The organism is Pseudomonas sp. GW821-FHT02A11, assembly GCF_059421985.1.
The window spans coordinates 91,398-109,769 of record NZ_JBWKWB010000003.1; the positions used below are offsets into that span (position 1 = coordinate 91,398).

16 protein-coding genes are annotated in these 18,372 nt (G+C 54.8%); 9 read left to right on the forward strand and 7 right to left on the reverse strand.

The annotated features are described in order from the left end of the window. Nucleotides 1-56 precede the first annotated feature (56 nt). A complete protein-coding gene (locus AC07V9_RS05335) occupies nt 57-1,247 on the reverse strand; it encodes a Fic family protein (protein ID WP_495014669.1) in 1,191 nt (396 codons plus the stop codon). 514 nt (nt 1,248-1,761) lie between these two features. Between AC07V9_RS05335 and AC07V9_RS05340 the strand changes: the two genes are divergently transcribed. From AC07V9_RS05340 to AC07V9_RS05355, 4 genes are all read left to right on the forward strand, one after another. Then, nucleotides 1,762-2,013 carry a hypothetical protein gene (locus AC07V9_RS05340; protein WP_495014670.1) on the forward strand — a complete coding sequence of 84 codons (252 nt, stop codon included), beginning with the start codon at nt 1,762-1,764 and terminating at the stop codon, nt 2,011-2,013. A gap of 125 nt (nt 2,014-2,138) precedes the next feature. Continuing rightward, complete coding sequence (locus AC07V9_RS05345) at nt 2,139-2,462, forward strand: hypothetical protein (RefSeq protein ID WP_495014671.1); 324 nt, start codon at nt 2,139-2,141, stop codon at nt 2,460-2,462. Between the two features lie 130 nt (nt 2,463-2,592). After that, nucleotides 2,593-3,282, forward strand: a complete 690-nt coding sequence (locus AC07V9_RS05350) for a lecithin retinol acyltransferase family protein (RefSeq protein WP_495014672.1) — start codon at nt 2,593-2,595, stop codon at nt 3,280-3,282. 485 nt (nt 3,283-3,767) lie between these two features. Then, the gene (locus tag AC07V9_RS05355) at nt 3,768-5,144 is read left to right on the forward strand and encodes a hypothetical protein (RefSeq protein WP_495014673.1); all 1,377 of its coding nucleotides are present in this window, start codon (nt 3,768-3,770) and stop codon (nt 5,142-5,144) included. Nucleotides 5,145-5,865: 721 nt separating this feature from the next. On the opposite strand, the gene yejK is transcribed toward AC07V9_RS05355, so the two are convergent. The 4 genes from yejK to AC07V9_RS05375 form a co-directional block, all read right to left on the reverse strand. Next, nucleotides 5,866-6,879, reverse strand: a complete 1,014-nt coding sequence (gene yejK, locus AC07V9_RS05360; protein WP_495014674.1) for a nucleoid-associated protein YejK — start codon at nt 6,877-6,879, stop codon at nt 5,866-5,868. Nucleotides 6,880-8,426: 1,547 nt separating this feature from the next. Beyond that, a complete protein-coding gene (locus tag AC07V9_RS05365; RefSeq protein ID WP_495014675.1) occupies nt 8,427-10,340 on the reverse strand; it encodes a hypothetical protein in 1,914 nt (637 codons plus the stop codon). A gap of 364 nt (nt 10,341-10,704) precedes the next feature. After that, entirely contained in the window at nt 10,705-12,396 is a 1,692-nt protein-coding gene (locus AC07V9_RS05370) for an SEC-C metal-binding domain-containing protein (RefSeq protein ID WP_495014676.1), read from the reverse strand. Between the two features lie 84 nt (nt 12,397-12,480). Then, nucleotides 12,481-12,831 (reverse strand): hypothetical protein, encoded by a 351-nt coding sequence (locus tag AC07V9_RS05375; RefSeq protein WP_495014677.1) that lies wholly within the window; start codon nt 12,829-12,831, stop codon nt 12,481-12,483. Nucleotides 12,832-13,004: 173 nt separating this feature from the next. Between AC07V9_RS05375 and AC07V9_RS05380 the strand changes: the two genes are divergently transcribed. The 3 genes from AC07V9_RS05380 to AC07V9_RS05390 all read left to right on the forward strand — a co-directional run bounded on the left by AC07V9_RS05380 (nt 13,005) and on the right by AC07V9_RS05390 (nt 14,945). Continuing rightward, entirely contained in the window at nt 13,005-13,442 is a 438-nt protein-coding gene (locus tag AC07V9_RS05380; protein ID WP_495014678.1) for a LexA family protein, read from the forward strand. After that, a complete protein-coding gene (locus tag AC07V9_RS05385; protein WP_495014679.1) occupies nt 13,432-14,712 on the forward strand; it encodes a Y-family DNA polymerase in 1,281 nt (426 codons plus the stop codon). Before AC07V9_RS05380 ends, AC07V9_RS05385 begins: the two co-directional genes overlap by 11 nt. A gap of 62 nt (nt 14,713-14,774) precedes the next feature. Continuing rightward, nucleotides 14,775-14,945 carry a hypothetical protein gene (locus AC07V9_RS05390; protein ID WP_495014680.1) on the forward strand — a complete coding sequence of 57 codons (171 nt, stop codon included), beginning with the start codon at nt 14,775-14,777 and terminating at the stop codon, nt 14,943-14,945. 80 nt (nt 14,946-15,025) lie between these two features. On the opposite strand, the gene AC07V9_RS05395 is transcribed toward AC07V9_RS05390, so the two are convergent. Together AC07V9_RS05395 and AC07V9_RS05400 are read right to left on the reverse strand one after the other, a co-directional pair. After that, complete coding sequence (locus tag AC07V9_RS05395) at nt 15,026-15,415, reverse strand: hypothetical protein (protein ID WP_495014681.1); 390 nt, start codon at nt 15,413-15,415, stop codon at nt 15,026-15,028. A gap of 329 nt (nt 15,416-15,744) precedes the next feature. After that, entirely contained in the window at nt 15,745-16,749 is a 1,005-nt protein-coding gene (locus tag AC07V9_RS05400; protein ID WP_495014682.1) for a helix-turn-helix transcriptional regulator, read from the reverse strand. 192 nt (nt 16,750-16,941) lie between these two features. On the opposite strand from AC07V9_RS05400, the gene AC07V9_RS05405 reads away from it, so the two are divergent. Beyond that, nucleotides 16,942-17,802 (forward strand): hypothetical protein, encoded by an 861-nt coding sequence (locus tag AC07V9_RS05405; protein WP_495014683.1) that lies wholly within the window; start codon nt 16,942-16,944, stop codon nt 17,800-17,802. An 89-nt stretch (nt 17,803-17,891) separates the two neighbouring features. Continuing rightward, nucleotides 17,892-18,251: a hypothetical protein gene (locus AC07V9_RS05410; RefSeq protein WP_495014684.1), complete on the forward strand. Its 360-nt coding sequence runs from the start codon at nt 17,892-17,894 to the stop codon at nt 18,249-18,251. Nucleotides 18,252-18,372: the final 121 nt, after the last annotated feature.

The following is an 18,372-nucleotide window of genomic DNA, read 5'->3' on the forward strand; positions in this document are numbered from 1 at the left end:
CTGGGCTTCGTGTGAAAATGGCGCGGTTTCCTTATCATTCCGAAGGTGTGCGTCCCCTACCAAAGGTAGGGGAACAGGAACTCGATTGAGTGCCGCGAGAGGTTCAGGGATACCGGCTTGCGTCCGTCGAGAGTGATCAAGCCCTCTTTGGCCATCTGGCTCAACAAGCCCCTGGTGGTGCGCTCCCCAACGCCAAGGCTGGCCTGAAGTTCCGCACGTGGCTGGTCGCCCATATGGAGCAAGGTTTTGTAAACGTCCCTGGCCTCAATCCTCAGCTCTGGCAGTGCATTGCCCTTGCCATCTGAAAGCGCTCCACGACTGCGCATCTCGAAGTACACATCGATCCGCTCGCCCAGTTTCTCCGGATCAAGTTGCGTGCTGAAGTATTGAACCTGATCCAGCGCGGTCTCGGTGAAATACTGGGTCCAGCGCATAAGGCCGCTATCCGACAAGATGCCGCGACCGTCCTGGTCGCCTTTCCGAGGGTGGTCGGCTGCATTGAGCATGTCGTAATACATGGAGGTGTTTCGGGCGAAGCCACGGCTCATGGACCACAGCCCATAACCGCCAAAACCGGCGGCCTTCAAGTACTGGTCAGTAAACAGACGCCCTGTGCGGCCGTTTCCGTCCATGAAGGGGTGAATCCACATCAACCGGTGGTGCGCAGCTGCGGCCGCCAGGAAGCGCGAGAGTCCGTGAATCCGATCCAGTCGGTAGACACGTTCGAATTGACCTAGGTGGGCGTGCATCTGCTCAGCGGTCGGGGCGATGTGCTGGCCAACCTTGACGCCGTACTCGCGGAATACGCCTGGAACCATGCGGACGACGTCGCCTTGTTCGTTAATTTGGATATCCAGCATCCCCTCTGGCACTCCGACGTAGAACTCACGGTGCAGGCGCGAAATGCTGTCCCGAGTGCATACGTCCACCGGGTTGATCGGGTCGTCTGTGAGCCGTCGCTGCGCTTCAATGTGGCGCTTGACCTCCAAGAAATCTTCACTGGGTTTGACCTCCTGGGGCGCGTCTACAACCTGTTCAGCGCGCAGAATGTCAGCAGGAACAGTGGAGTTACCCTCGATCTTGTTGCTGTAGTACGAGTTAACAACGCGCAGGAGGTTGGTCATCGGCACACGCAGCGGGCGCGGAATCTTGCCGTGGAGCTCCGCATCGAGACGCATGACCTTGACGATCTGGTCCTGTAGCTCCTCGGAAGCTTTGTCTTGAGGAATAAATGGTGTGAATGACATTTGCCGCTTACCTACTTTGCGCTATGCCCTATGGATAAAGGCTTTCATCAACTCTAAGGTACATATTTTGCCGGTTCGTCTGCCGGTAGTATAGCACCGGCTTACGGGGAGCAGTAGCGGCCCAAAGTGAAGCCACCAAAGCCCGCCTGCGCCGCCGGTCCATTCCGCGGCCTTGTATCCAGCAACAGTTTCTATTTAGCCCGACAGTTCTTATTCCGTAGAGCCACCACATCCCAAAACGGCAGTCCACATATAAATAAATAACATCATGATAGAGCGGACATTTTGCCAGATTCAAACCGCGTAACTTCAGACACATCTCCACTGTTAACCCTTTCCTTTAAAAGCGCCCTCCTCGACCGGTCGGGGTGCATGCCCGCATAGGAAAAGGTGGGGAAAAGATAAGGAAAGGCCGGCAAAGCCGGCGAAAGAAAAGAAGAGCGGTTGGACAGGATGGTGGGTACTTTCAGGCGCCGCGAACCTGCGATATAAGGGTTTATTAGAAGGTAAGCGTATGATAACTAAGCAGTTCTCCCGCCGTCATGATGTTACTAATTGGGTCTGTTTATTTGGGATGGCTCGTTTTGAAATTTTGGAAACTTTGAGAATGGCTCTAGGGCCGGGCTTTTCGGCCGTTTTACGACCTGCAGCTTGCGGCGAGCTTGATAGGGATGCCGTTCAGGATATTAACCCGGATAGGGTTCAAGCTCATAAATATCAACAGTTTAAGGCGCTTAGATTCAATTTTGCGATGAAGGCAAGTTGAATTCTGAGCAATAGTTTTGGGTTGATGACCAATCGAGACCAATGCTTAACTTTTAGGCCCACTCCACCACCCAAGGGAATGTAATGCGAAGCCTATTTAGACACCTCAAAGACGAGGCATCAAAAATGAGCGTCATCGCCCGTTGGACAGTCATTCTTCTGTGCACGCTGCCGGCGTTTACCCTGATTCCGCTTACGCTGTTCGTCCAGGCCTACGAGGTGCAGCTCTATGCCCAGATCCATCTGGTTGACGTGGCCCTTAAGCTCGCAAATGCAGATCAGCGGCCAGAGGTCGTCCAAACGTCGGCTCAGATGTTCCAGATGCACACCTACCTGGTTCTGGTTTTTGCGGTGTCGATGGCTGGTGCTTTGGTGGGCGCGGCATTCATGTATCCGTGGCTTCCCAAGAAAGATCCAGTAAACCCCGCTGCACCTGTCGGTACCGTCTAAACCTGGCCGCCCTGCCCGTTCGGTGCGAAAAGCATCGAACGGATTCCGGTTCATCCCCCTTCATGTAGAAAGGCTGATCTGCGCTATAGTCTTGGCCGTCTCATGGCCCTATCCGAAGGACTCCCGTTCAATGCCTAACATCAAACCCGGTTCGCACTTGATCGTCAGGCGTTGGGGCTACAGCCATCACGGCATATACGTAGGCCGAAATCGAGTAGTGCACTACACCGCTACATCTTCAAACCCGAAGCTGGCCATCGCGTCGACACCGTTCGAGGAATTTGCTGCCGGCGGCCGCTGGCGTGTCAAGGCCTACAACAAACCCTATTTCACCGGTCCCGAGATTGTTCGCCGAGCCCGGGCCAGACTCGGCGAATCGATGTACAACCTGGTGTTCAATAACTGTGAGCACTTTGCTTCGTATTGCGTCACTGGGCAGCATCTGAGCTCTCAAGTGAACATGGCAGCTGGGCGCATTGGAGCAGGTGTGCTTTCTCAGTTGCTGGGCGATACAAGCCGCGATGGTGCCGCACGGACTCTGGCCGGAGCCGTGGGGAGGCAAGCAGCAGCAAAAGCACTTGGCCCAGCATTGACGGCCTCGGCCGCGAGTAAGGCAGGAACAACCGCTGCAATGAAATTGGCGGCCCAGGGTTTGAGTGGCGTTGCAGCGACGAGCATTGTCTCAACAGGAATTGCAGGAGCGACTGCCGGCGTAGTAGGCGGCAGTCTAACCGCTGTTGCCCTCCCCCTTGCTGCTGGCTTCGTAGCGATCAAAGTCGTTGGCAGTTTCCTGAACTGGGTGAACTGGCTGGACTCCTGAAACGAGCGGCACTCCTACCCGACGGTGTCTGGTAGGCAAACTTTATGTGCACTCAGCCGTTGTCTGGCTTGAAACCTTCAACCTCCCCCTGTCCGTAGCCTTCTCGACCGCTGATTGCAGAAGATCCATAGTCTTGGCGCTCATTCTCGCTGGCGCAGCGGTATCCACAACCCAGGCGGACCAGGCAGCGAGGGATCGGGGGCCATCACCGTCACCAGCTCAACTTAAGGCCTGCGAAGGCAAAGAACGAGGTGACCGCGCCAGCATGCGGCAAGCAAACGGTCATATTCTCAAGGGGTTCTGCAGACCCTATCGCGGGCAGCTCGCTCTTCACAGTCCGGCGCACTCGAAGTAGCGACCGGCCCGATTTCCATTCCTCCAGGTTGTGACAGATGCGCATCAGCTTGACTTGCGTTCCCAGGGCTGGTCCTAGTCCCCGCGCGCTATTGGTCTACACTTCCCCCAGCAAACTCTAGGTCGCAGCTATGCTTACCCAGCACCTCACTACCGCTGTGAGTTGGTACCTGTTCGTCAGCCAGGATTGCCAGGCGGTCCGCGTAGAGCGGGCGATTGATGCAGCTCAGTTGCCCCGCTTGGGGCTACGCCCGGTCGTGGTGGTTACGCTCGCTGTAGAGAAACTCTCAATTTACTGGCAGAGGCTCTATTTCGCAGACGAACCAATCCCCTTAGCCTCCTTTCTTTACCTCGCGTGGGTGGAATTCCCGGAGCTTGGTGGTATACCCAAGAAGCTCAAGGTCGACGAAGAACTCTTGACCAGTTTCCCGCTCAAGCGTTTGCTCATAGAGCTTGATCCAGAGACCGTTTTACGCTCAGTAGAGGCTGGGCACGATCGCTGGTTCGGCGCGACTAAGCGGGCGAACCAAAGGCTCCCGAAGCACTGTGTGGATGTTGCCTTTGAAACCAAGTCACCCTCGGGACCTTTACCAGATCAGGCCGCGGTGCTGGCACGGCTGAATCAACGCCTCGAGCATTATCACCGAGCACAGCAGGAGAATCGTAAGGCAAGCCCCGAACGCACCGCTCACCTAGCGGAGGTCAGCCATAGACCTCGCTGGCCACATAGCACTTATGCGCTGACTGATGCTGCTTGGCTCATACGGCCCTCACAGTCGTTCTTCGGATCTGAATATCGGCTCCATGTTGTACGCGACCTGCAGTGGTGCGTGATTGCAATCGGGCACCACGCCGATTGTCCGCCGGAACGTGGTCTCTCCGTAACGACTGGTGCCCCGTTTACCACGCCTGCTTCGGGCTTAGCTATGTGGCAATGTTACCCATTCAACGCCCCGGACTTCGCCAGCACAGTATCCGCGCTTCCCTTTCCTGCTTCCCAACTGCTCGGGTCGATAATTACTGACAGCGAATTGGAGCAGTTCTTCGATTGCACGAGGCCGATTAGTTCCGCGCTGCATTTTGAATTGGCTATGGCTCTATACGAAAAACACGATGGTTTATTTTTCATCGCGTCCAGCCGGGAGATGTTTGCTGACGTTGCCTCTTTCTTGGGTGGAGACGGCTCCGAACGGCGTAGCGCCGAGCTTTTTGGCGGAAGCTTTCCATTCAGGTACAGGGTGTTCGCTCACGACAACGGAGACAAGCTCAATTTCCTGGTTGTCCTAAGGGGATCAGCGGCCGACAGGTCTGACCTGGCCTTCGCGTTTGACCGATACATTGGCCGGATCGATTTGGGCATTGCTGCGTTCACTGCTATTGACCACTGTGTCGGCTATTTGCTGGAACAGGCAGCTCTTCAGGCACACGCGCCCGTCATTGCGATGACTCGGGCGATCTTGGCGACATGCCCTGCATGGCACCTGCATCAAGCGTCCAATGACGACTAATGCCCCCTCCTTCCACGCGAAGGATCATTCTCGGCATCACAAGCCGTTACGGGCTCACGCATTGGCAGAGGAGCACAGCCTCGCGAACTACCATATCCCTATGACCCTCGGCCGGCCTGCCTGGGGGGCACCTCTAGGTTTAGCACAGTACAGCGCACGCATCGCGCCCTGACAGGAAGGCTGACCAACGGTGCGGGAGCGGTTGCTAGATGCATTCACTGCCGTCTCGCCACGATTGGCGCACTCGGCGAGGTCTTAGTGCCGGCTGCGGATGAACTGAGCTTTTACCTTCGCCAGCATGCCATCGACTCGAGTCTGGACCTGCTCAGCGACAATGCTTTGCGGGCCTGCAGCAATTTGCTTTTTTTACTAATTCCACCAGCTTGGTGACCGAGGTATTGACCTTTGTTGCTCCTGAAACCTGCTGCATAGAACACCCTTCGCTTAGCTTTGATTGTTGTAAACATAACGGAGGTCTCTTTAATTCCCAGGCATTCGGGCATCGGTTTCGGAGTTCCAGCATGGCTGGCAGATATCACCGGGAGCAAGGCGCTTCAGGCACCATCAAGGCGTTACTAGGCCCACATCTGTGCAGGGATACTGCGTTTATCGGCAGTTCAAAGTGGTACAACACGTAAATTTGAAGGCAGTCAAACGGACATTTGCGGAGGAGCAGTGTCCATTTGACTATGTGAGACGCAGCAGTTTGCCAGACAGCGCGCTAGCCTTTCTGGTTGCGCTTAAGGGCATCAAGCAGTTGGGTCGGCAGTTGCTTGATGAGAAGCGTACCTGCTGATTCGTCATACTCGATCTTGGACCCGAGATGGTGGGCCTCAAAGGTTATCGATAGCCCTTCTGCTCGGCCGGTGAAGCGCCGGAACTGATTGAGCGTGCGCTTATCCGCCGGGATTTCTGGAGAGAGTCCGTAGTCTTTGTTACGGATGTGATCGTAGAAGGCTTTCGGACGATCTTCATCGATCAATGAGGACAGTTCCTGCAGGCTGACAGCCTCCCCCAATTTCGCCTGTCCCGAGGCATAATCCAGCAACGCGCTTGTCTTCTCACGGGTGCTTTCCTCAGGCAGGTCTTCACTCTCCACAAAGTCACTGAAAGCCTTGAGCAAGGTTCGAGTCTCGCCTGGGCCGTCGACGCCCTCCATGCACCCGATGAAGTCCTGGAAATAGCCAGATACGCGGCGACCGTTCTTACCTTTGATGAACGAAATGTACTGCTTGGACGCCGAGTTGTTGCGCCACTCTGACAAATTGATCCGAGCGGCCAAGTGAAGTTGACTGATGTCCAGGTGTCGAGCAGGCGTAACTTCAAGGTTTTCGTTCACTGCGACACCCTCACTGTGGTGGAGCATCGCGATTACCAGGTACTGGGTGAGGCCGGACTGGTGATGTGCAAATAGCACATGGCCCCCAGTCGACAGATTCGACTCTTCCATCAGTTTTACGAGGTGCTGTACCGATTGATGGGTAAAGTCGAGAAAGGGTGTGGCCTCATCGAGGTAGCTCTGCAGCCATCCACTGAACGGGTGAGCACCGGAGGCAGGATGGAATAGACCCCACGCCTTCCCTTGCTTCGCATTATAGGTCTCGTTGAGATCCGCCAGCAGGTTTTCAACGGCCTGTGAGTCCGTAGGCAACAAAGTATCTGCTTGATGCAACTCAGCGGGGCTTCCATCAGGCCGTTTCAAAATTCTGTGGAAAATACTGCTGATCACTGCCATGGACATACCTCTGGTTTGAATGACAGCCCGCGTAGCCCAATCGGAGCGGGCAATTCGGAAATGATTATTTAGGGTGGGATTCACAGCTCAGGTGAAGAGCGCCTCGTACGGCAATAGCAAAATCGTCAAGGTCACGGTGCTCGCCCCACGCGGCTACGAGTGTCGACGCTGTAGGTACTGACCCAGTCGCAATCAAGCGGCCGACCTCCGTTGCAATCACACGTTGCAAAGGATTCAACGAAAATCCGGTAGCAGCCTCCAACAACGACAACACCCCATCAGGATCTGCCAAGAAGCCCGCGAACGCGCTTAAGCCAATACCCGGGTGCGTGGTAACAGGCGTCTGACAGCTAATATCGTTGTGTGCATCTGTCATGTGCGTGGCTCGATGTCTCTATCTTGACGAAAGACACAGCTTAACGAGTCGAGCTCATTTGCCCAGCCAAAAGTGGGTTGGCGAAACAGGTGCTGGGTTCGCGGCGCGCGGAACAGAGTGGATGTTCGAGTCCATTCTGAATTCTTTAGGACCTTGAGGCGCGTGCCTTTCTTCGAAGCAAGGGATGCAGCCGCTCTTGATCATTTGCAAACCATGGCACTACCTTGCTTGCGGTGAGCCACGCTGCGCCAAATGAGAATAGACCCGCTGACTCGGCCCAGAATACGAACCCATAGAGGCAATGACCGATGCCAGCCACCCAATACAATCCCATTGCGGCAATTGAGCCCAACATTCCGATCGCGCAAACGGCATACACGGCCATTCGCCTCCCTGACTTCGGACACTTTGACTGACCTGGCCTCGATGGCGGAGCACAGTCGCGCTTTCGCTTTGCTCGCAGGTAGAAAATTCGGCAGAACAATGCCAGGACTACAAACAGCGTCCCTGCACAGACTCCATGGAGTTTGGGCAATGATCCAGTTGAGGTGGTCGCCACCTCGCAGGCAGCCTGTGCACCCCTCGCAACTACCACGCAATCACAGGGGAATAGCGCAATTCCGAACCCGGCAACCGCGGCAATCCTACTCAGCCAGGCTTCACACCGAGAACCGCCCAAATACGAAAGCAAGAACACCGAGATCGCAAAAAGTGACCCAACGAAAACGTCCCGCGGCCACCCGCCTCGGACGTAGCTCTCACTAATTGAATCCAACCAATCTCCGGCGAGAAGTGTGCAAACAGCGCCCAGTGACATAGCGATGATGCCAACGATGAGCTTCATGGTTCCTTGGTTGATATCCTCAGGCTCATCAGCCTGGTCACGCTCAGCGTCAATCGGGCATCGTCCGAGCAAAACGGATTCGTGGGGTTCGGTGCTCATTCCTAAGCGCTCCATTCGGACAATGTCCGATCACCAATATGCATGCATGGCGCTTTGATTTCGATCGCACCAAGTCAGGCATCTTCAGACCAGGATCTACTGTCGAACTTCACTATCCCACCGCACCTGCCCTGTTGGGGTCAGAGGTCTGGTAGGTGTAGCACAAGCGGGGAAGTGTAGTGATGTAAGGTGGGTGCAGCCGGCAAGGGCCGCACCTGACAGCGCGGCTTACAGATCTTCGCCCAGTTTCTTGGGCTTGGCACGGGGGAGTACCTTGCCAACGAACGCATAGCGATGATCGCTGGCTTCCTTTCTGCAGGCGGTATCAGCATCGAGCGCTGCATCAATTGCCTGGATTCGCTCTTGCTGACTGTTCAGCAGCTCAGAATAGCGATGGTAGATCTCTGCAACGCTTTGCACCTGTTCAATCCCAATTCGCCCCTCGAACCAACTCTCAACGGCAACATCTACAGCGATCGGATTGAAAACCCGGATCGGTGTCGAACTGACGTATGCGGACTGAAGCATCACTACAGCCTTGAGGATGTCGACCAGCTCGACATTGCTCAGATCGGAGCGCGCCAATGCACTGCCATCGCAAGCCAGCAATGCGGCCGCATTGAGGGTGAGCGCGCCATAGCGAGCTAAGACGGGGAATTGTGAAACCAACGCGTTCGATACAGGCAGAGCTTCCTTATCAGAGAGGTCGGCACCCGGTGCGCCTCCCATAGAGAGCTGCACGTTAGCCACCATCAGTTCAAGCTCATCCGGTTTGATTGTTGCCCGGCAACGATTGGCGAGGACTCCCGCGATCGCCGCCTGAGCCAGCCAGCTCTTCGCGTTTTTGCTATTACGCTCGAGGACGCTCTGAGCTCGCTGATGGAAATCGATTGCTCGGCTGGGCAGGAAAACCTGCTCGCGGATTTCGCCAAAGAAGGAGTCGGGGGCGGTAGGTTTAGTCAGCTCGCGGTCCGGGAAAAGAAGGGGCAGATCGTCCTCGCAGAGCCAGGCCACGCTTTCGAAATAGGAGTTGCCGAGCGTGCTACTGCGCGCCTTCGATCCTTCGACGCTTTTGCCGCCTAACAGCCATGCTTTATCTCGCGACCCAGGCGGGTTGGTACTCTGTCGGGCGTCTGCGAACAGGTTGGGCACCAGTTCAAGATCGCCGATATCAACCTTGGCGCTGTTGAATACACCCCCTTCAGCTTGCGGCTCCTTGGCACCGGGTTTCAACGTGAAGACGGGACCAATAGGGTCACGAGTCTGGAAGTATGGTTTGTAGATCGACGAACCAACTTCCAGGTAGATACCCCGCATTACCCAGGAAAGCCCTTCACAAAGCTCCTCCTCGTTGAGGAACAGACGCGGAGCGAAACCTCCATGGGCCGTGTGACGAATCGCCTTCCCCATACACTCTCCCTCTTCGGAGAACAGCCACACAACATGATGATGGGGGACCTTCAACCCGCCGCGAATGAGCTGAGCCAGTGGAATCCGAGACTGGGGAATCAATTCCTCACGCAGATAGCTGTCGACGGCCTTAGGAGTGCCCGCTGCGGTGAGACCCTCGATATCGATCACGTCGTGCGCAAACTTTGACTTTCGGATGGCGTCATAGAGCTCAATAAACGCCAGCCATGAAAAGGCTGTGCCGTCACGCCAGACGACCAGGTCAAAGCTTGGTGCGCCGGCTTCGAACAAACGCAGTTGATCATCATGCCACTCATGCGCGGCTTCGAGGCTGGCCATCCCGCCAGGCTTGAGTTCAGCGCCAGCAATCAGCACCTTATCGCGCTCTTCGCGCTTGCGTTCCAAAGTGAGTTGGTCAATGGCGAGGCTCGGCAGCCTTGCACGGCCGGTACGAAGCCAAGCGTCTAGCATCGGCACCTTAAAGTGTTGATTGAGACCAACAGCAATTGTGAGACGAATATCGGACCGGGAGATGGGGCCATTGAGCTTGTCGATTGACTCAGCCGCGCAAGCGCGCAACTCATGCATGTCGGCGTAGCTGGAGACCCTGGCCACTAGCTCACGCGTTTTATCAGCGTTCTCAGGATTGAAATCCTTCAGACCACGAAAAAGGTGGTGACCAATGTTGGACAGTTTTTTGATGTCTGAGATGACATAGGGGACGCGACTCATCACGATTTCCTCGAAGAAAACTTAGCCGTTAGGGCTAGCCTGCTGTTCTGCGCGGTTGTTCGATGGTTGCTGGCTGACCTGGTCCGAGCGCAAAACAGAAACTTCTCGGTGTGACGTGTTCCCAATGAAGCAAGTGTTCCGGATGTTGCTGTGTTTCAAATCTATCTCGGGATACCCAGTACCAAGCCACTGCCAGCGGCCGCCTCCAAGACGCCAAAATCATAGAAGAAGGTCGCCTTGGGTTGCAAGCTTGATTTCGTAAAGAATCCAAAGTGATCGAGATGACTCGGCTTTACTGCCGTCGAGAATGCACATTCGGGATGTTCGGCAGGCAGTCGAGCTTAACTGGGCATGCCCGCGGCTCTTAACGTCCGTGACATTTTTTGAACTTGTCCCCTGAACCGCAGAAGCAGGGGTCGTTGCGACCTATTTTCACATGTACATCTCGGCCACTTGTCGCCGGCGATGAGGGCTGCCCCTGCAGAGGCGATGGTGATTTGGGGAGTGGTTTCATATCCAAACAGGCTTCCTTCATGAGCAAGGTGCTTGCGGCGAGCGCGTTACTCCCTCCTAACTCTTGGACGATGGCCACCAACTGTGCTCGCCTTGCATCACGATCAGCAAAAGGGACGCAACTACAATCGAAGAACGCTGCAACGATCAGGTCATTCCCGCATAAGCTTTGATCGGGGCCCTTTTCGTTCAAGTGCGCTCGGATCTTCCCTACGACGTCTTTACAGGCTGAAAGGCATTCGTCCCTCAACCCATGAGGATCACCATCACTTAGGACGCCGGCGTAGCAAGCCTGGAGGTACCCAGCCGCCCGCATCAGATCGTTCATCCCTACTCGCTCAGACGCTATGAGTCTCGCAGCATAGAGTGCAGCGCGGGATCGGTACCTGGTGTTCCCGAGCACACGTTCAAACTCAATTATCGCATCCTGCGGTGGACGCCCTGGAACCTTGCCATCCTCAATCTCGCAGGCCAGGTTGTAGATAGCACCCGGGTGACCTTGTTCAGCAGCCTCCTGAAGGCACCTGACAGCATCTGAATCACTTTGCGGAACCCCCATCCCTTCACGGTACATTATCGAAAGATTGAATTGAGCCTGCGGAATACCAGCTCGAGCGGCCTCCAACGTATAGAGCGCAGCAGCAACCAGATCCTTAACACCTCCCCGGCCGGCGGCATTCATGGCACCCAGTTGAGACCACGCATGTGGATGACCTTGACGTGCTGCATCCATGAAGACGCTGCGGGCATAGGCTTCGTCCTTAACGAATATGCCCTCACCCTCCAATGATGCGTTCCCTACGTAATCCAAGGCATCGGCGTGATGCAAATTCGCCGATCGAGCGATGTAGGTCTGCCCCAGTTGAAATTGATCCTCGCTCACTTTGTGATGCTGAGTCAGGTAAAGACCGTATTGGTAGAGCGCGCTGGGAAAATCAGCGTCCGCTGCCTGTTTAAGCCAGAAGATCGCTTGCTCGATGTCATGCCGCACGGTCAGGGGATAGCCGTCTTGAGCAAGCGCTACGTTGACCTTCGATTGACGATCGGCGCGCTCCTTGAAGAATTCTCCCGCCTGATTCATCGCCTCAACGTCCCGCTCGAGCATGGCCCGCGCGCACATGTCCCTCAACGCGTTGGATTCGACCGGCGCAACCTCATACAGAGGTATGCGCCCATCTCTAATGACGTGGATTTGTTCAACCAGGGCAAGAGCGTTCTCCATGGCCTCTGATGCTAACGCTGGAAAGTCGAGCGTCGAGGCCTCGTACTCCTCTGGATGCGCGGCCTTGTTTCCGCTGCCCTGCAGCTTCCGCAGGAGGCGATATTCACGCGGTTTCGCCAAACCAGAATCCTTCAGGTCTTCGATCCTCTTTGACAGACTCTTATCCGCGCCCTCCTTGTCCAGACATGCGCAGTAGGCGACGGCCAGACCTCGAAGGTGAATGAGCGCCAGCACTGGGGCTTCAGCTCTGAACGCCTTTGCGTCCCGGTATAACCGGCCAATCTCGTGAGAAGCGCCTGCAGCGAGTTCTAAGTCGTCCATGTTGAGCCTGGTAATGAATTCGTTTGTTTCCGGCTTGACCTAGGCAGCACGGGCCGCCGGCGGCAAGGAGCATGTGGGCGGCGGTCAGTGCGCCTTGCCCGGGTCGCCGCGGTCGTCACGTGGCCAGGGTTGTGGCTCCCCCATGTCCTGTCTGAGGTTCATGTAAAAATTTTCGAGCAAGACGCACAGTTCTTGCTCAAGCCCCCGCAGGTCCGCATTGATGGCCTTGATTCTCCCCTGTTGTTCAGGACTTGGCTGATTGCCAAGGACGTCAAGTAGATCCATGCCGATCTTCAGTCGCTCATTACGCAGTGTCACGATCGGAACCCGGAGCGAATCAATGAGGGGGATAAGCCTTGTGCAGTTTGCGGTCAGTGTGACCTGCCGTTCTTGAGCTGCTGGATCCTGATGATTGCGACTTTTATCGCTAGACATAATTGCTCCTTGTTGTACGGCCGGACCCGATTCTAAGGTCCGCATGGTGGGGGTGCAGGGCTAGAAAGCCAGCCTACACACGAAGATCGCCCGTCTGATTTACTAAGCGCGGAATTGACCGTCGTACCCGATCAGGATTAACTGTATGTCTATACAGTTATGAAGCTACCATCGTGATCGTCACCAGTTTACGCCAACTCACACAATCCGAGCTTCCAGGCATCCTGTTTGTCCTATCAGGTCGTGTAGCCGGGGGCTTTCCGAGCCCTGCCGCCGATCATTATGAGCCGCCGATATCGCTCGACGAATTGGTCGACCTTCGAGCTCCGCACGTTTGGCTCGGTGAGGCCGAAGGCGAAAGCATGGCCCCAGCCGGCATTTTGACCCGAACAAAGCTCATTATCGACCGAGCGCGCGATCCGATGATTGGGAACATCGTCGTAGCATACGTCGACAATCAACCTGTTGTGAAAAGATTGGATCGTAGAGCTGGGTTAAACGGCGGGTTAATACTTAGTTCTGATGACCCTAAATATCCACCGATAGAAGGGCTCGAAAACATTGAGGTCTTTGGAGTAGTAACATGGAGCCTAACATCTCATGTACTATGACAGGCCAAGTTACGCACTTATTGATTGTAATTCTTACTATGCATCAGTTGAGAGACTATTCAGACCAGATCTCAAGACTACACCAATAGTAGTATTATCTAATAACGATGGCTGCATAATTGCTCGTTCCGATGAGGCCAAAGCACTTGGGCTAAAAATGGGTGATCCATACTTCAAGATCAAAGGTTTTTTAAGAGAACAAGGCGTCGTTGCGTTCTCGAGCAACTACGCACTTTATGGTGATGTAAGTTCCCGGGTGCAGCAAACTATTGAAAGCATGGTCCCTCGAGTTGAGGTGTATTCAATTGATGAGAGTTTCGCAGACCTAACCGGCATGCCTGAACCACTAGGCGAGCTGGCGCGAACGCTGCAGGCGCGAGTGAAACAATGGACCGGAATGCCAGTTGGTATCGGCATTGGCCACACTAAAACGCTCGCGAAGGCCGCTCAGCACGCCAGCAAGGTCTACAAAAAGCAAACAGGTGGCGTTGTTGATCTTCGCGCTGACCATGCAGTTGAGTGGCTGCTCAAGCGAATGCCCACAAATGACGTTTGGGGCGTAGGCCGCAGAATTTCTGAAAAGTTGCTGCAAGAGAAAGTGACCACCGCCTGGGAGCTGGCCAACTGCGACCCAAAAACAATCCGACAGCGTTATGGAGTAGTTTTGGAACGCACAGTGCGAGAGCTTCGCGGTGAGGCATGTCTTGAGCTACAGGATGCAGAGCCCGATCGACAGGCTATTTGCACATCAAGAATGTTCGGAGCCCGAGTCACAACACCAGGGGAAATGCGCGAGGCGATCGCGGCTTACATGCACCGTGCAACACAAAAGTTGCGCAAGCAGCGCTCGCTCACTGCCGTCTTTCGACTGGCAATACGAACATCGCCATTTGGTGACGAGCCAAAATATGCCAATGCGGTGACTGTTACGCCACCCTACCCAACCGACGATGTTCTACTGCTGACAAAGCTCGCCAGCCAGGCGCTGGACGCAATTTGGAGGGACGGCTTCAGATACAGCAAGGCTGAAATTCTGCTCATGGATTTGAGGAAACGTGGGGAGTACACAGAGGATCTGTTCACCCCCTCCCAGTCGCCCAGATCAGACGAGTTGATGCGGGTGGTCGACAAGGTCAACGGGCGATTCGGGAAGAATGCTGTTCGATCGGGACGCATGCGACTGGAAGCCGCGTGGGAAATGAAACGAGAGCTGATGTCCAAGAGCTTCACGACATCGATTCACGACCTCATGAAGTTTTCCGCAAATTAGTCCCCGACGAATCCATCCTTGAACGACTGGAAATTCACCGGCGCCGTACGTTTCGAAAGAGGATGAAGATTCAACCGCAACACTTCCACTTGGCGGTGGCTTGGCTCACAGCAGGGCTGGCAGGGATCGCACTCTTCAAAGCCGAGTTCCTACCGGCAATCTTTCTATCAGCCGGCGGGGGTATGGCGCTGGTGCACTACAAGGCGATCAAGACTGGCCTGATCGACCTCTGAGGTGGAGTGCGTCGAAACTGGTGTGTAGGCCAGATTGGCCAAATCCAGCACGGAAGGATCTGCCTAAACTGACAGCAGGCTCAGCTGGCCGGCGTTTTAGGATCTGCGATCTTGCTCATATCCACATCTGCTGGATTGAGTGGACGGCTTTCAGTAATCGACAAGCACTCTGGGCTGTTGAATACAGTAATCAGATAAGCGAGCTGATCGGCTTTACTTTTGCTTTTACCCTGCTTGAGCCATCCCTCGCGGATTTCATTATGGAGCTTAATAGCTTCGTCAGGGGTGACTGAAATGCCTTTGGACTGTTTGACGATGACCGACTTGGCCAGCGCAGTTCGTGATGCCGTGTCCTGATTCAGAACCGCCGCGGCAATCGAACAACTCATGAAGGGCTTGAGGGGTTCCATTTTGTCCGAACAGCCGGCAATGAAAACGCAAGCGATGACAGTTGCAGCAATTTTGAGCATAGGTTGAATCTCCTTTCGGAGTTTTATCGGCCGTAGTTGTTTGCGCTTGAATGCTGATCGACAAGCCTTTCCTGGCCCGCTACTCGCGGCTTTGAAGAATTAGAGGTAACTGGTCTGGTTACCCACGGTTCCGTTGACATCGCACATTTTCGTCTGTTGAATGCGGCCGGTCGGCGGGGACATTCCTTTCCGTCCCTTTCGTGTTGCGGAACTTCAAGCATCACGATGAGGTTATCAATCCTGTGGCGGGCATTGATAAGTCTGGCCGACCGAGGGAGGTGTCAAAGCCTCCCTCACCATTCACTTTCTACGCAGAGGTGCATCGCCAGCTAACGGCGATATTTGGCGAGCGCAGCTTCGAGCTCAGCCTGCATGAACTCACGAAGGTAGGCCGGTTCAACGACCTCGATTCCGTTAGCGTTGCTGAGCAGAAATAGCCGGAGACCTTGTGTGTCCAGTGTCTTACAAGTCAGCGTCCACCCTTGCGGCCCGCTCACAATTTTTTGATCAGCCTCGAGCGCGTTTTCACTGAGTCGGTTGAACAAATTGTTAGAGAGGAGAATCTCCAACGAGATCTTTTGATCGCTGTGCACGGTCAGCAGATCCTTCTGGATAACAGGTGACAGGACGTCAAAATCCTGAGGTTCAGGCACATCCTCTCTAGCCAGAGTAACGCTGACCATACGATGGAGCATGAGCGCGCATGTCGTGCCAGGACCGTTGCTACTGTATTTGCCCCGTGTGGAGTCGGAGCTTGGCTCTTGGCCATGCCATTCTTCCCGGCTCACATAGGCGGATAGATAGATGTTGCTGTCCTGATAAGACAGCACCAAAGGTCGCAAGGTATACGTGCACTCGACGTCACCAGATCCCCTCGGGCGGTATCGGACCTTCAGTGACTCTTCGTTGAGCAGCGCAGTTTGTATGTCAGCCAAATGTTGAGGATTGTGTTGACCTGGCTTGAGGACAGTGAAGCGCGTCCCCGTGGTGATACGACCTTCAGCCAATAGTTTTTGGTGAAGCGGGCTGCGCATCGAGCCGGCGGCATAATCCTTCAGCTTTTGGAGCTCAGGCGAACCCAGCCAGAATCCAAAACGCTCTGCATGCTGAAGAATCGCGGTGATGGTCATTGACTCCTGGGGTGAGAAAGCCAGGTTGAAGCTTTCTCTTCCTAGCTCCCAGTACCAAGAGCGGTGGTTTTCAGACTCCTCGCTTTTAGAGCGAATCACATAGCCTACCTTCGCAAGGTTTTCCAGATCCCGGCGCGTCGTCCTCGAGTTCACAGAGTTAGACCATTTGGTCGCTAACTCCTCATGGATCTCTTCCGTGGACATGCGCCTACGGTTGCGGGTCAAAACCTTCCGAATATCAAGACGACGGCTCTCGGGGTGCGCCGTATTCCTCTCCCTTGGTGTTTTTATCATGCTTCAAATTTGCTCGCGGACAACTAACGGTATCGACGTGCGAAATCATAGCCTTACTGGCACGCGATACCTAATTTAATAGCCAGTCCACAGGTGCGAATGATGAAAACTAAACAGCCGTACGCCGCCCTCCCTCACGTTGAAAGCTTCATCGAGTGGTTCGCCATCCAGCTCGACCCGAAGGCGATGTTCTCTCACCGCTACGTTAACCGTCGCACTGGGGTTGAGTGGCATTGCAGCAGCCTTTACGACGCATATGCCTCCTACATGTGGAACCACCCTGGAAACGAGCGTCTTGCCTACAACCCAGGTTCCAGCACCGCCAGTAATGACAATGCATTGGCGGCTCTGCGTACCGATCTGATCGCTGCCGGCACTGACGACAACAAGATGCTGCAAGCCACGATCGACATCATGGGTTGGGGCGGCGTCACTGCCCGTAACGTCAGTTGGCTGAAGGAACACAAAGAGGGGCTCGGCCGCATGGTTAACGAAGTGGCTGCAGCCTTGGCAAAAAATGATCCGGATGTAGCGGTGCTGAAATCCAAAGAGTTGCGCTTCAACTCGGGTATGACAAAGGTGTACAGCCTCATATGCAAGGACTTCGTCATCTACGACAGCCGCGTAGCGGCAGCACTTGGAGCAATGGTTGTTCGTTTCTGTCACGAAAAGGGTCTGACGACCGTACCTGCCGCTCTCAAGTTTCCGTGGGCCGCAGCCAAAGAGTCTGAGACCTCCGTCAAGCCCAAACGACGGAACCCAAGTACAGGGACCCTCAAATTTGGACGACTTCGCGCAGGCGCGCACCACGCGCGTTGGAATTTGCACGCGAATTGGGTCTTGAGCCAGGCAGCGAAGCATCCGCTGAGCGAACAAAGCCACTTCCGTAAATACAAAACTCATGCTGAGACACTTCGAAGCATCGAAATGGCCCTTTTCGCTATTGGCTACGACCTTGCGTAACTGACATGGCCAGCAGGGGCAGGTCTACGCGCGAGGCCTGCGCACTGCAGGACGCCCAGAAATTCATCGGTGAACCATGAGAGCCAGAAATGAATGATTTGACACGTGTAGAAGCCCTGATTGTCCAGCTGGCAGCCAACGGGATATCAGGGGCCGACCTGAGAAGTGGGGTGCTTCTTGAAAATCCATCGTGCACAGAGGGTCAGCTCTTTTCCGCCTTGCTGGGGTTGCAGGATAGAAAACAGCTCCTGGCCGAAGAGATGGGCGGGACATGGGTATATACCAGTATCGATCCAAGTGAGGTTCGGCAACCCGAATGTAGCCCTGCCTTTGCGGAAATGCTTCACGCCGCAGATTGCGGTGAATGGACTGAGATCGACGTGGATGAGTTTCTTGCCCTACTTGATTGGATGATTGCAGAGGCAAAGGATCATCAACACCCCACCTGATGCGGGATCTTGCACAGAGCCCAGTCTGACAGAGAACAAAAAGAGGCCGCCGAGTAATTTCGGCAGGTGGTTTTGGATTGTTCGGTATCGCACTAATTAGGCATAGTACAAGGAGTATTAA